Origin of the sequence: Nocardia wallacei (genome assembly GCF_014466955.1) — a bacterium.
In the GTDB taxonomy this organism is placed as follows: Bacteria; Actinomycetota; Actinomycetes; order Mycobacteriales; family Mycobacteriaceae; genus Nocardia; species Nocardia wallacei.
In genome coordinates this window covers 5,611,187-5,625,334 of sequence record NZ_AP023396.1, presented here as the reverse complement: position 1 = coordinate 5,625,334, position 14,148 = coordinate 5,611,187, and the positions used below count along the sequence as shown (strand labels likewise).

Here is a 14,148-nt window from a genome sequence, read left to right as displayed (position 1 = left end):
GCACAGGAATGGTGGCGACCACCCAGCAGACGGTCTCGTGGAAGCGTTTCCGTGACAATCCGACCGATCTGGAGGCGATCTACTTCCGCTGGATCCAGCCCGGCGCCGCCACACCGGCGATCAGCGACCGGGCCCAGCAGATCTACCGCCAGCACCTCGAACTCGCGGCACTGCGCCCGCCGGGTCGCATCCTCGCGCGCGTCTATCGCAGCGGCGACGGTTTCGGCCCCGCGATCCAGATCGTCAACGACGATATGCCGCTGCTGGTCGACTCGGTGACCTCGGCGCTGCGGCGTCTCGGCGCACCGGTCACCGAGGTGGTCCATCCGGTCTTCGACGTGCTGCGCGACAGCCGCGGACGGTTGCGCGCGCTCGCGCCCGCCGAGGGCGACGGCACCGCCGTGGCGGGCCGGGGCGGGCACGCCGTGCGGGAGTCCTGGATGCACGTGCAGCTCGGCGCCGAGGTCGAAGACGAGCTGATCGAGCGGATCGAGTCCACGCTGCTCCGGCTGCTCGAGACCATCCGGCAGGTGGACGACGACTCCCAGGCGATGGTGCGCACCATGCTGGGCCTGGCCAACCGCCTCGACCACGCCTCGGAGTGGCTGCCCGGCGACGAGGTCACCGACTGCGCTCGGCTGCTGCGCTGGCTCGCCGACGGTCATTTCACCCTGCTGGGGTACGGCTACTACCAGCTGTCCGGCTCGACGCCGCAGCCGGGATTCGCGGAGCCGGACAAGGTTCCGGGCACCGCGCTCGGCGTGCTGCGCGGCGAGTCGGGCGCGCAGATCGCCGTGCCGGCCTTCGACGGCGACAGCTCGGTGCTGCGGCTGGCGAACGGGTCGGCGGACGCGGTGATGCCGGGCTCGCCGGACATCTACTTCGTCAGCGTCGGCGACTACGGCGACCCGGACCCGCGCGCTCAGCAGGGCGGGCAGCGCCCGGACCGGCCGAAGGGCGCGCACGTCTTCGTCGGCATGTTCACCGTGGCCGGTTCGCACGAGAACATTCTCGACATCCCGGTCATCTCGCGGCGGGTGCACCAGGTGATCGAGTGGGCCGGGTTCGGCCTGAACTCGTTCTCGGGTCAGGCGCTGCTGGAGATGCTGCAGACCTTCCCGCGTGTGGAGCTGTTCTCCACCGACGCCCGGCGCCTGTTCGAAACCGTCTCCGCGGTCATGAATCTGGGCCTGCGCCGCCAGGTGCGACTGTTCATCCGGCGCGACGGGCGCAGCGGCGCGGTCTACTGCCTGGTCTACATGCCCCGCGACCGGTACGGCACCGAGGTCCGGTTGCGGATGGCCGACGTGCTGCGCGCCGAGTTCGACGCCGAGCAGCTCGCGTACTCCGCGCGGGCCACCGAATCGGAGTTGGCGGTCGTGTATTTCACGGTGCACCGCCGGCCCGGCGCGGAGCCCGCCGACATCTCCGAGTCGAACCGCGAGCGCATTCAGGAACTGCTGTTCGCCACCACCCTGACCTGGTCGGACCGGTTGGTGGCGGAGGCGGCCGGGGTGCCGACGGTTCCCGCCGCACTGGTCCGCCGGTACGCCGAGGCGTTCCCGCCCGGCTACCAGCAGGAGTACGAGCCCTCGCGCGCGCTGGCCGATCTGCAGCGGCTGGAAGGGCTCGCCGACGGCGACATCGACACCAACCTGTACCGGCGGGCCGGGGCAGCGGATGACCAATGGCGTTTCACGCTCTATGTCACCGGCGCCGAGGTGTCGCTGAGCCGCATCCTGCCGCTGCTGCACAGCCTCGGCGTCGAGGTGGTCGAGGAGCGGCCCTACGGGCTCGATCTCCCGGGCGGTGCCCGCCGCTGGATCTACGACTTCGGGCTGCGGATCCCGGTGACGGCGCTGCGCGGCGCGTCGGTCCCCGCCGCGCCCGGCGCGCCGACGGTGTCCGAGGACGACCTGCGCCGCCGGTTCGCCGACGCCGTCGCCGCGATGTGGTTCGGCCGCACCGAGATCGACGGTCTCAACGAGCTGGTGCTGCGGGCCGGTCTGGGCTGGCGGGAGGTGTCGATGCTGCGCGCGTACGCCAAGTACCTGCAGCAGGTCGGCTTCGCCTACACCTTCGGCAACATCACCCGCGTACTGCTGACGCAGCCGACCACGGCGCGCTCGTTCGCCGAACTGTTCGAGGCCTACTTCGATCCGGAGGGCGTCGGGCCGGTGGCCTCCGCGCGCGCCGCGGCCGCCGCCGAGCGGTTGCAGGGCGAGATCGACGCGGTCGTCAGTCTCGACACCGACCGCATCCTGCGCGCGATTCTGGGCCTGATCACCGCGACACTGCGCACCAACTACTACCGCACCGACGACAGCGGCAACCTCACCGAATACCTCTCGTTCAAGTTCGACCCGCACTCGATCACCGAATTGCCCAGGCCCAAGCCGCAATTCGAGATCTTCGTGTATTCGCCGCGGGTCGAGGGCGTGCATCTGCGGTTCGGTCCGGTGGCGCGCGGCGGGTTGCGGTGGTCGGACCGTTTGGAGGATTTCCGCACCGAGATCCTGGGTCTGGTGAAGGCCCAGGCGGTCAAGAACGCGGTGATCGTGCCGGTGGGCGCGAAGGGTGGCTTCGTGGTGAAGCATCCGCCCGCCGCGACGGGCGACGCGGCGGTGGATCGGCAGGCGTTGCAGGCCGAGGGCGTCGCTTGCTATCGCACCTTCATCTCGGGTCTGCTGGACGTGACCGACAACGTCGACCACAACACCGGCGAGGTGCTACCGCCCGCCCGGGTGGTGCGCCGCGACAGCGACGACACCTACCTGGTGGTCGCCGCCGACAAGGGCACGGCCACCTTCTCCGACATCGCGAACGACGTCGCCAAATCCTACGGATTCTGGCTCGGCGACGCCTTCGCCTCCGGTGGCTCGGCCGGCTACGACCACAAGGCGATGGGTATTACCGCCAAGGGTGCGTGGGAGTCGGTGAAGCGGCATTTCGCGGAGATGGATATCGATACGCAGTCGCAGGAGTTCACTGTGGTGGGTGTCGGTGACATGTCGGGGGATGTGTTCGGTAACGGGATGTTGTTGTCGGAGCACATTCGGTTGGTGGCCGCGTTCGATCATCGGCATATCTTCTTGGATCCCGATCCTGATGCGGCGCGGTCGTTCGCGGAGCGGCGGCGGTTGTTCGAGTTGCCGCGGTCGTCGTGGCGCGATTACGACGCGTCGGTGATCAGCGAGGGCGGCGGCGTCTACGACCGCGGCGCCAAGGCGGTGCCGGTCTCGCCACAGGTGCGGGCGGCGCTCGGCCTGAACCCGGGTGTCACCACGCTGTCCCCGCCGGAGCTGATCAAGGCGATCCTGCTGGCGCCGGTGGATCTGCTGTGGAACGGCGGCATCGGCACCTACATCAAGGCCGCGGGCGAGACCAACGCCGATGTCGGTGACAAGTCCAATGATTCGGTGCGTGTCGACGCGAACCAGTTGCAGGTCAAGGTGATCGGCGAGGGCGGCAACCTCGGTGCGACCGCACTCGGCCGAGTCGAATTCTGCCGCAACGGTGGCCGGATGAACACCGACGCGCTGGACAATTCGGCCGGAGTGGACTGCTCCGATCACGAGGTCAACATCAAGGTCCTCATCGACAGCCTGGTGTCGGCGGGCGAACTGCCCGCCGAGGAACGCAACGCGCTGCTCGCCTCGATGACCGACGAGGTCTCCGAACTGGTGTTGCGCGACAACATCTCCCAGAACTTCCGCATGGGCCTGTCGCGCGCGCACGCGGCGCCGATGCTGGAGGTCCACCGGCGGATGATCGCGGAACTGGAGAACCGGCGCGGGGTGGATCGCACGCTCGAGGCCCTGCCCTCGGACGCGGAGATCGATCGGCGCGCCGCGGCGGGCACCGGACTCACCTCCCCGGAGCTGGCCAACCTGCTCGCCCACGTGAAGCTGTCGCTCAAGGACGATCTGCTGGCCGGAAACCTGTTGGACCAGTCGGCTTTCGAGACGCTGCTGCCGACGTACTTCCCGGCGCCGGTGCGGGAACGGTTCGGCGCCGCCATCAAGCGGCATCCGCTGCGGCGGCAGATCCTCGCCACCATGGTCGTCAACGACATGGTCGACCTCGGCGGCACCAGCTACGCCTTCCGCCTGGCCGAGGAGATCGGCGCCACCACCGAGGACGCCGTGCGCGCCTACACCGCCGCGGTGGAGATCTTCGATCTGCGGTCGCTGTGGCAGCGGATCCGGACCGCGGCGCTGCCCACGTCGGTGCGTGACGAGCTGGAACTGGAGACCAAGCGCACCCTCGACCGCGCCTCGCGCTGGTTGCTGATCAACCGGCCGCAGCCGCTGGCCATCGGCGCGGGCATCGCCCGCTACCGCGACGGCGTGCGCGCCTTGGCCGACGCCGTGCCCGCGCGGCGGCCCGGTCCGGTCGCCGACGACGTGCTGCGGCGCTCGCAGGGCGCGATCGACCGCGGCGCGCCCCGGGAGCTGGCCGAGGAGGTGTACCTGCTCATCCACCGCTTCACGCTGCTGGACGTGCTCGACATCGCCGACATCTGCGGCCGCGACGCCGCCGAGGTGGCCGCGCTGTACTACACGCTCGACAAGCACTTCGAGATTCAGCGGCTGCTCACCGCGGTCGCCCGCCTCGATCGGGGCGACCGGTGGCGCACGCTGGCCCGGCTCGCCGTGCGCGACGATCTGTACGACTCGCTGCGCGCGCTCACCGTCGACGTGCTCACCACCACCGAGCCGCTGGAGAGCACCGAGGAGAAGATCGCCTACTGGGAGTCGACCAACCGGTCACGGCTGGTGCGCGCCCGGGCGGCGCTCGCGGAGATCGACGCCACCGGCAGCTACGACCTGGCCACGCTGTCGGTCGCGGCCCGCCAGGTGCGCAGCATGGTCAGCAGCGGTGAACCGGTGACCGCGGCCAAGCCCGCGGCCGACCAAGCCTGACACCCGCCGGCGGCCGCGGCCGAACCCGCGGCCGACCACGCCTGACACCCGGAGCCCGGGCCGGATGCTTCCGGCTCGGGCTCAGCCGTCGGTGGCGGCCGGTGCGCCGCAGGCGGTGCAGAATTGCGCCGCCGCGGGCATCTCGGTGCCGCAACTGCCGCAGAAGCGCTGCCGCGCGAGCTGCCCGCCGCAGTTCATGCAGAACCGGGCGTGCGCGGGATTGGCGGTATGGCATGCGGCACAGGCGGTCTGCCCCGCGGCGTCGCCCGGGGCGGCCGAGTGCGGCGGGGCGGACGGCGGCTGACCGTTGGTGTGCGCCTGAATGGCGTTGAGCCCCAAGGCCGCACCGAGCATCCCGGCCCCGGTGTCGCCGCCGGGACGGGACAGGCCCGCGCTCGCGCCGAGCGCGAGTTCACCGGCCGCGTACCGCTGGAAGTCGCCCGTCAGCCGGATGTAGGTGATGTCCTTGGCCAGCCGCTTGAGCCGATCGGCGTCCTCGGGGGCGAGGGTGATGTCGAAGTTGCCCATCCGCGCGATGCGCAGGCCGTACTCGTACAGGGTGAGATTGGTCTGCCGCACCACCGCGTCCTCGATCGGGCGCAGGTGCCCGGACAGTCCGAGGATCGGCCACTCGCCGCTCGAAACCCCTTGGGTGACAGCCACCTTCATCGCCTTGAGGAGCAGGTCCGCGCTCCAGGACTGCACCCCCGACGGACTGGCCAGATCGGCCGTGCCCGCCAGCGAGGTGATCAGCTCCGCGGGATCGCGCACGGTCAGGGCGAATTCACCGAACGCCCGCAGCGTCACGACCTGCTCGCTGACCGGGTCGACGATATCCGCCAGTCGCCCACCGAATTTGACGCCGGAGAACTCCCGGGTGGAGATGAAGTACAGCTCGGCGCGATAGAAGTTGCCACCGCTGAGGGTGTCGACCAGGCTGCCGAGGACCGGCAGTTCCTGCGCGTCGATGCGATGGCGGCCGGGGCCGAGCGCCGCGACGACCTGCCCGGTCCGGACGAACAGCGCGACCTCGTCGGCGTTGACGATCGCCCGGGTGAAGCGCCGGATGTTGACGTCCGGCCACTTGTAGACCATCTGGTTCTTGCGGTCCTCGGGGACCGCGATGAACTCCCGTTCGAACCATGCCATAACTACGCTCCATCAGGCGAATCAATAGCCAGCGTACCGCTGTGTGACGGTCCGCTCAACGCGCCGACCAGCGGTGACGCGGCACCGGATGCGTTGTGTTTCAGACACATTGCGATGTGCCCGAAACAGTGTCTCCTTATTGATAGTGCCGTTGTTCGACGGTACATTGACGAAGGTATGACCCGCGTCACGGGAAGGCCCGCACGATGACCACAGTTCGACCGTCCGCCGAGACGCCGGCCGACGCGCTGCACGCCGAGGACGCGGGCTACCACAAGGCGTTGCGGCCGCGTCAGCTGCAGATGATCGCCATCGGCGGGGCCATCGGCACCGGGCTGTTCCTCGGCGCGGCCGGTCGGCTGCACACGGCGGGTCCCGGGCTTTTCCTGGTGTACGCGGTCTGCGGCATCTTCGTCTTCTTCATCCTGCGGGCGCTCGGCGAGCTGGTGCTGCATCGGCCCTCCTCGGGATCGTTCGTCTCCTATGCCCGCGAGTTCTACGGTGAGAAGCTGGCCTTCGGCGTCGGCTGGATGTACTTCTTCCACTGGTGTATGACCGGGATCGTAGACATCACGGCCATCGCCACGTATGTCCATTACTGGGGAGGCACCCGCAGTATTCCGCAGTGGGCGATCGCGCTGATCGCGCTGGCGATCGTGGTCGGCATCAATCTGATCTCGGTGCGCTGGTTCGGCGAGCTGGAATTCTGGGCGGCGCTGATCAAGGTCGTCGCGCTGGTGGCCTTCCTGATCGTCGGCACGGTCTTCCTGGCGGGGCGGTTCACCGTGGACGGCGAGCCCACCGGCCCGGCGGTGATCGCCGAGCACGGCGGCCTGTTCCCGACCGGGCTGCTACCGCTCATCACGGTCACCACGGGTGTCGTATTCGCCTATGCGGCAGTGGAATTGGTCGGCACCGCGGCCGGTGAGGCGGAGAATCCCGAGAAGATCATGCCGCGCGCGATCAACTCGGTCATCGCCCGCATCGCGCTGTTCTACGTCGGCTCGCTGGTGCTGCTCGGGCTGTTGCTGCCCTACACCTCGTTCACCTCGGGGGAGAGCCCGTTCGTCACCTTCTTCGACAAGCTGGGCGTCGGCGGCGCGGGTTCCACCATGAATCTGGTGGTGCTGACCGCGGCCTTCTCCAGCCTCAACGCCGGGCTGTACTCCACCGGGCGGATCCTGCGCTCAATGTCGATGAACGGCAGCGCCCCGGCCGTCGCGTCGCGGATGTCGAGTTCGGGCGTGCCGTACGTCGGCATCCTCGCCACCGGCGCGATCGCGCTGATCGGCGTCGGGCTCAACGCGGTGGTGCCGGACAAGGCGTTCGAGATCGTGCTGAACATGTCGGCGCTGGGCACCATCACCGCGTGGACGGCGATCGTGCTGTGCCAGCTGCAACTGTGGCGGTGGTCGCGCGCCGGACGGGCGGAGCGGCCCGCCTTCCGGCTGATCGGCGCGCCCTATACCTCCGTCGCGACGCTGATCTTCCTCGCCGCCGTGGTGGTGCTGATGGCCACCAGCGACGACGACGTGCAGCGCGGTGCGGTGCTGGCCATGGTGTGCGTCATGCTCCCGGGCCTGATCGTCGGCTGGTTCCTGGCGCGGCGGCGGGTGCTGCGGGTTGCCGAGGAGCGACTGGGCTACACCGGGCAGTTCCCCGTGCTGGCCGAGCGTCCGCTGCAGAACGAGGCCGAGCAGGCCACTCCGGCGGCCGAGAAGCCGGACACCGAATAGCTCGACGATCGCCCCGGCGGCCGGGGCGATCCTCTTCCCACCGAGGGGAATGGTCTATGTCACCCGTAGCGTACGGCGGACCAGAATGAGGGCGCGATTCATCCGCGGGTTCGGGAGGCTCCTCATGTCGGAACGGTCCGGGACGCCCGACCACCCGTTGCCGCACCCGTGGGCCAACCGGCGTATGCGCGGCACGGAGATTCCGGCCAACGCGCACCCCTGGTCCGCCGGGCGGCCCGTCGATCCGGCGCAGCGGTTCGGTGGTCCGCAGACCGGCAAGCTGGTGTCGGGAACCCAACCCGCGCAATTGTTCTCGCGGGGTACCGAGCGAGCCACGGCGGACGACGACGGCCCGGGCACGGCCGGCCAGGAACTGTCGGCGACCGAAGCGGAGCTGCGGCTGCTGGCCGAGGCCGACGCCGGATCCGGCCGCAGCGCCCGCTCGCGCCCCAGCCCGCGCCGCCTCGGCGAGGGCATGGTGGAGATGCCCAAGGTGGCCTCGGTGGACCCGCGGTCGGCCGTGCTGGCCACCCCGGAGGTCGCCGAAGCCAAGCGATTCTGCTGGAAATGCGAGGCCCCGGTGGGCCGGTCCGCCGACGGCGAGCCCGGCGCGGTGGCCGGGGTGTGCGGGAAGTGCAACTCGCCGTTCAACTTCCGGCCGCAGCTCGAAACGGGCGAACTGGTGGCCGGGCAGTACGAGGTGCAGGGCTGTCTGGCGCACGGCGGGCTGGGCTGGATCTACCTGGCCGTCGACCGCAATGTCAGCGACCGCTGGGTGGTGCTCAAGGGGCTGCAGAATCCGCTCGATTTCGAGGCGCACGTGGTGGCGCTGGCGGAGCGGCAATTCCTGTCCGAGGTGGCCTATCCGGGCATCGTGAAGATCCACAACTTCGTCAAGCACAAGTCCCGGCGCGACGTCGAGGACGGCTACATCGTCATGGAGTACGTCGGCGGGCAGTCGCTGAAGAAGGTGCTCGACGAGCGCGCGCCCGACCGGATACCGATCGCCGAGGCCATCGCGTACATCATGGAAGTGCTTCCGGCACTGGACTATCTGCACTCGTTCGGGCTGTCCTACAACGACCTCAAACCGGACAACATCATGGTGAGCGAGGACGAGGTCAAGCTCATCGACCTGGGTGCGGTCGCGGCCATGGAGTCCTACGGCAGCATCTACGGGACCCCCGGCTATCAGGCGCCCGAGATCACCGACACCGGGCCCACGGTCGTGTCCGACATCTACACCGTCGGCCGCACGCTCGCCGCGCTGGTGCTGGACCTGCCGCGGGACAAGGGCGGGCACTTCCTCCCCGGGATTCCCGCACCGGAGGACGACCCGCTGCTGGCCGCGCACCCGGCCCTGTACCGGTTGCTCTGCCGCGCGACCGACCCCGATCCGCAGCGCCGGTTCCCGTCCACCTATTCGATGTACTGTCAGCTCACCGGCGTGCTGCGGATGGTGATGGCCTGCGAGACCGGTCGCGAACATCCGCAGGCTTCGGTCGAATTCGGTTCGCTGCGTGGTGATTTCGGCATAGACACGGTGATCGGCCAGACCGACGGCATGCTCGACGGCACGGAGCGGATGCCCACCCTCGACGCCGGGCGGGTCTGCGCGGCGCTGCCGGTGCCGCTCATCGACAGCGAGGACCCCAGCGCCGATCTGCTGTCCACGCTGCTGCACGGCGACCCGCAGCACGCGCTGGAAACCCTGCGGCGCACCCGGGATCGCATCGCCGCCGGCGTCATCGCCGAACCCGCGTCGTTCCAGCTGGAGGGCACGCTCACCGCGGTGCGCGCGCATCTCGAGCTCGGCGAGATCGTGCCCGCGCTGCGGCTGCTCGCGGATCTGCGGCCGCGGTACGAGGCGGACTGGCGGCTGGAGTGGTACACCGGCGTCGCGGCGCTGCTCGACAGTCGCTTCGAGCGCGCCTACAGCAGTTTCGACGCGGTGCACTCGATGCTGCCCGGCGAGATCGCCCCGGCCCTGGCCCTGGCCGCCACCGCCGAACTCGTGCTCCAGCATCTGAGCGAGTCCGGTGACGTCGAGTTCTGGCACCGCGCGGCCGCCGATTACTACCGGCGGGTGTGGCGGACCAATCACGGTGTGGTGAGCGCGGCCTTCGGCCTGGCCCGCCGGCTGGCCGCGGACGGCGAGATCACCGAGGCCGTCGCGGTGCTCGACGAGGTTCCCGCCGAATCCCGCCACCACAGCGTCGCGCATCTGACCGGCTGCCTGCTGCTGGTGTCGCGTCCGGTCGCCGACGTGACCGAACAGGATCTGGCCGAGGCCGCGGCCCGGCTCGAGGACGTGCCCGACGCGCCGCGCGCGCTGCAACTTCGGGTGGTAGTGGTCGGGGCGGCGCTGGAATGGCTGCGCGCGGGCGGGCGGCCGCGGGTGCCCGACGCCGAACTGCTCGGATTCCCGCTCACCGTGCCGGGATTGCGGCGCGGCGTCGAAGCCTGTCTGCGCGATCTGGCCCGCACCGCGGCCGACCGCATGCACCGCTACCGCCTGGTCGACCTGGCCAACCAGGTGCGGCCGCGGACGCGGTGGTAGTCGTCAGCGCGAGCGCAGCCCGGTCACGACGATCACCGGCAACGCGGCGAACAACAGCAACCACCACCAGTTGCCCGTGACGAAGGCGCAGACGACGGCGAACACCACCACGACGAGCGCGAGGGTCGCCATTCTGGGAAGGGTGGTGTCGCCCGGCGGGGGCGGCGCCTGTGCCGCCACGGGCAGGTCGATGAACAGTTCGGCCAGTTCCGCCTTGGTCGTGGCGGACGCCGCGAGCGCACTGCGTTCGTCGTATTCCGTCAGCGACAGTCGGCCCGCGCCGAGTTGTTCGGACAGTTCCCGTAGCGCGCGTTCCCGGTCGGCCGCCATGAGGCGGGAATCCGGAATTTCTGTCATGCCGTGCAGGATAGCTCGGACTCGTTTTCTCCCGAATTATCCGAATAACCATCGCAGGGAAGAAATCCCGATGCCGGTGATCGGCACGGCCTGCTGCGACGCTCCGCGTTGTTTCGGTGTGGTTTCCTTGAGGTATGACAGCCGGTACCGAGTACACGATCGATGAGCTGGCGCGTGCCGCCGGTACGACCGTGCGCAGCCTGCGGGTGTATCACGAGCGGGGGGTGTTGCCGCCGCCCCAGGTGAAGGGGCGGACGGGTTTCTACGGGCCGGATCATCTGAACCGGGTCCGGGTGATCAGTCGGTTGTTGAATCGGGGGATCAAACTCAACGGCATCAAGGAGTTGCTTGAGGCCTGGGACCGCGGCGACGATCTCGGCGACATCCTCGGCGTCGGCGAGGTCGCGGGCCCGGTCCCGGCGGAGCCGCCGGGCGAGACGCTCACCGCGACCGAACTCGAACAGCGTTACAGCTCGGTGCCGCAGGGGCTTTCGCGGGTGGTCGCGCTGGGTGTCTACGAGCCGGTGGACGCCGCGACCTACCGGGTCCGAAACCACAAATTGCTCGATGTCGCCGAGCGCTTCGCCGCGGCGGGCGTGCCCGACGACGCGATCATCGACGAGCTGGAGCGTTTGCGGTCGGACTGCGAGCGCATCGCCCGGCGGTTCGTCGACCTGTTCGAACGCACCTCCTGGGCCGAGTTCCGCCGGTCCGAGGGCGGAGCGACCGATCTGGCGAAGCTGGTGTCGGGCCTGTCGGCCACCCGCGTCGGCCCGGAACAGGCAGCGGGCGAACTCATCAGCCGCTCGGTGGCGCAATATCTGGACCAGGACAGGGAACTGGCCGAGGTGCTACCCGGCGCCTGAAACGGCTGCCGCCGATCAGTAGCCCTTCGGTGAGGCGTTCGGATTGGCCTGCTGCACATTGGCAGCGAGGTTCGAACCGTCGCGGGAAACGTCGTACCTGTGCATCACGTAGTTCATGCTGGCCGCGATATTCGCGGTGGGATCGGTGATGACATTCGACGTGCCTGCCACGTGGTATGCCTCGAAAGTGGACGGAATGGTCTGCGTCAGGCCCTGCGAAGGATGACCCGCCGCGGCATTCGAGTCGTTGAGGTTTATCGCGCCGGCATTGAAGCCCGATTCGCGTTTGATGAGGGTCATATAACCCTCCGTCCAATTCTGGATCGCGACCGGATCGGTGATTCCGAGGGCCTTCAGGGCTTCCTTGATGTGCGCCCGCACCTGCTCTTCGCTGAGTACATTCCGAGCGGTGCTGCCCGACACGCTGCTCACCCGGTCGGTGTAGCTGCTGTCGTAGCTGCCGGAGTTGTTGTGCGGCACCCGGGGAGTCGATACCGGGCCACTGCCGGGCCCGTCGTACCCGGGAATGTTGACCGATTGTTCGGTCAGCCATTGGTGGGCATTCGTGACCGACTGCTCGCTGTCACCGACGGCCTTGTCGATGGCGCTGATGGCGAGAAACTGCCGAGGCAGATCGGGCTTGTCGGGGACCGCGTCGAGGATGCCCTGGACTTCGGTGCCGAGTTCTTCGACCTCGCTGACCGCGGTATTCGAGACACCGGCCGACTTCTTCGCGATGTCGGCGATATTGGTGTCCAGGTCGTTGAGCCGGGTGAGATAGTCCTGTTTCTTGCTCTGATCCTGATTGAGCTGCGTGGCCATCTCGCCGGTGATGTCCTCGGCCTGATCGAGGTCGTCCAGCTTCTGGATCGTGATCGTGTCCGCGGTGCCGTCACCGAGGGCCTTGAGCAACTTGTTCAAAACCGTCTGGGTATGTGACGTGTAAGAGGCCAGTACCGGGGCTTCGGCTGGCGGCGTCAGCGTAATCTCTTTAGGAGGCATCGCTCACCTTCCGCCGCGCCATGGCGTGTTCTCCGTAATTCGTTCCAGTACTGGATGATTTCGTCCGCCGACGCCCTGATCGGTGGTGCCCTCGCAGCATAAACGGAGATGCCCGGCCGACCGTCACCACACTTCCCGCCGATGGGAACGGGGGTGCTGGTGAAGTCCGCAGCCGCTCGGAGCCCTGTTCCCACGACTGGTAATGAGCCATGCGCTATGTGCCGTCAACTAACGGTACATTCACTCGTGTGTCGATGAGTCGATGTCGACCGCTGGACTGGCGAATGGAGACCACGCCGATGACCACCACCACTGAACTGCGCAGCATCCCGACGCGGCCGGGGCGCACCGCCCTGATCAGGGCGGCCGGTGCCGCGGCTGCGGCGACCGCGGCGGGCCTCGGCCTCGCTCTCGGTTTCGGTGTGCCGGCCACCGCGACCGCGCAGTCGACCGCGCCGTGCCTGTGGGCGGGTGAGCTGCATCCGCAGGGCCAGACCGTCTATGCCGGCGGCTGGGCGTTCACCTGCGGCACCGACCTGCTCGGCGGGCCGCGGTGGAACCGCGGCGGCATCGCGAATCAGGCGAGCACCGTGAGCAATCCGGGTGCCGGGTCCAACCCGGCGGGCCGGTTCAGCCCCGGTGCGCGCCAGCCCGGCACCTCCTACACCGACTACTGCGTCGGCGACCAGTTGATCGAAGGCACCGAGGACGTCTACGAGGCGGTGCCGGTGGGCGGCGGACTGTATTGGCGCGCAGCCGGTCCGGTCTCGCAGTGGCGCTTCGACGGCGCGCGTCCGGAGCCGACCTGGCGCTCGTCGGGATCCTGCCGGGAGGGTTCGCTGCTCTGAGGCGAAACCGGCCGGAGCGGACCTACTTAGGTATATTCCATCCAGAACTACCGATGCGCGTCGACTGTGATTGTGCCCAAAATCCCACTTTCACACCGACGCGCAGATGGGTATGTGATGGGAAGCGTGACGCTCTGGATGCAGATGTCACTCGACGGTTTCGCGGAGGGCCCCGACCAGCAGATTCACTGGCCGGTGGTGGACGAGGAACTGTGCGCCTCGTTCCTCGACGAGCTGCGGGCGGCCGATCTGTTTCTCTACGGGCGCAAGACATTCGAGATCATGACGTCGTTCTGGCCCACAGCGGACGCGGATCCGGCGATCTCGCCGTTCTATGTGGATTTCGCGCGCTGCTGGAAGACCACACCGAAGCTCGTCTTCTCCCGCACGCTGCGCGCGGCGGGCTGGGACACTCGCATCGTGGCCGACTCGATCGTCGAGGAGGTCGCGGCGCTGCGGGCGCGGCCGGACTGCGACATGGTGCTGTTCGGCGGCCTCCAGACCGCCACGCTGTTCATGGAGCACGACCTGATCGACGAGTACCGGCTGTTCGTGCACCCGTTGCTGCTCGGTGGCGGCGTTCCGCTGTTCCCGTCGGCGCTGGACCGGGCCGGACTGCAGTTGGTCGATGTGATGACCTTCGACAGCGCGGTCGTGCAGGTGCACTACCAGCAATCGGCTCCCGCGCCGCGCTGACCGGGCCCA

General features: G+C 68.8%; 9 protein-coding genes. 6 read left to right on the top strand and 3 right to left on the bottom strand.

Annotation, left to right across the window (positions count from 1 at the left end; genetic code table 11):
- Positions 1-8 precede the first annotated feature (8 nt).
- Positions 9-4,925 (top strand): NAD-glutamate dehydrogenase, encoded by a 4,917-nt coding sequence (locus tag NWFMUON74_RS24775; protein ID WP_187684185.1) that lies wholly within the window; start codon positions 9-11, stop codon positions 4,923-4,925.
- A gap of 81 nt (positions 4,926-5,006) precedes the next feature.
- Here NWFMUON74_RS24775 and NWFMUON74_RS24770 read toward each other — a convergent pair whose 3' ends face one another.
- Positions 5,007-6,074 (bottom strand): SPFH domain-containing protein, encoded by a 1,068-nt coding sequence (locus tag NWFMUON74_RS24770; protein ID WP_187684184.1) that lies wholly within the window; start codon positions 6,072-6,074, stop codon positions 5,007-5,009.
- A gap of 206 nt (positions 6,075-6,280) precedes the next feature.
- Here NWFMUON74_RS24770 and NWFMUON74_RS24765 point away from each other — a divergent pair, with 206 nt between their 5' ends.
- Together NWFMUON74_RS24765 and NWFMUON74_RS24760 are read left to right on the top strand one after the other, a co-directional pair.
- On the top strand, positions 6,281-7,810 hold the full coding sequence (locus NWFMUON74_RS24765) for an amino acid permease (protein WP_187684183.1): 1,530 nt from the start codon (positions 6,281-6,283) through the stop codon (positions 7,808-7,810).
- A gap of 124 nt (positions 7,811-7,934) precedes the next feature.
- Positions 7,935-10,370, top strand: a complete 2,436-nt coding sequence (locus NWFMUON74_RS24760) for a serine/threonine-protein kinase (protein WP_187684182.1) — start codon at positions 7,935-7,937, stop codon at positions 10,368-10,370.
- A 3-nt stretch (positions 10,371-10,373) separates the two neighbouring features.
- Here NWFMUON74_RS24760 and NWFMUON74_RS24755 read toward each other — a convergent pair whose 3' ends face one another.
- Entirely contained in the window at positions 10,374-10,727 is a 354-nt protein-coding gene (locus NWFMUON74_RS24755) for a DUF1707 SHOCT-like domain-containing protein (RefSeq protein WP_187684181.1), read from the bottom strand.
- 134 nt (positions 10,728-10,861) lie between these two features.
- On the opposite strand from NWFMUON74_RS24755, the gene NWFMUON74_RS24750 reads away from it, so the two are divergent.
- Complete coding sequence (locus tag NWFMUON74_RS24750) at positions 10,862-11,593, top strand: MerR family transcriptional regulator (protein WP_187684180.1); 732 nt, start codon at positions 10,862-10,864, stop codon at positions 11,591-11,593.
- Between the two features lie 15 nt (positions 11,594-11,608).
- Here the strand turns inward: NWFMUON74_RS24750 and NWFMUON74_RS24745 are convergent, their stop codons facing one another.
- The gene (locus NWFMUON74_RS24745; protein ID WP_187684179.1) at positions 11,609-12,514 is read right to left on the bottom strand and encodes a transglycosylase SLT domain-containing protein; all 906 of its coding nucleotides are present in this window, start codon (positions 12,512-12,514) and stop codon (positions 11,609-11,611) included.
- Between the two features lie 380 nt (positions 12,515-12,894).
- On the opposite strand from NWFMUON74_RS24745, the gene NWFMUON74_RS24740 reads away from it, so the two are divergent.
- Positions 12,895-13,443, top strand: a complete 549-nt coding sequence (locus NWFMUON74_RS24740; RefSeq protein WP_187684178.1) for a hypothetical protein — start codon at positions 12,895-12,897, stop codon at positions 13,441-13,443.
- A 126-nt stretch (positions 13,444-13,569) separates the two neighbouring features.
- On the top strand, positions 13,570-14,139 hold the full coding sequence (locus NWFMUON74_RS24735; RefSeq protein ID WP_232110578.1) for a dihydrofolate reductase family protein: 570 nt from the start codon (positions 13,570-13,572) through the stop codon (positions 14,137-14,139).
- The last annotated feature ends 9 nt before the right edge of the window (positions 14,140-14,148 follow it).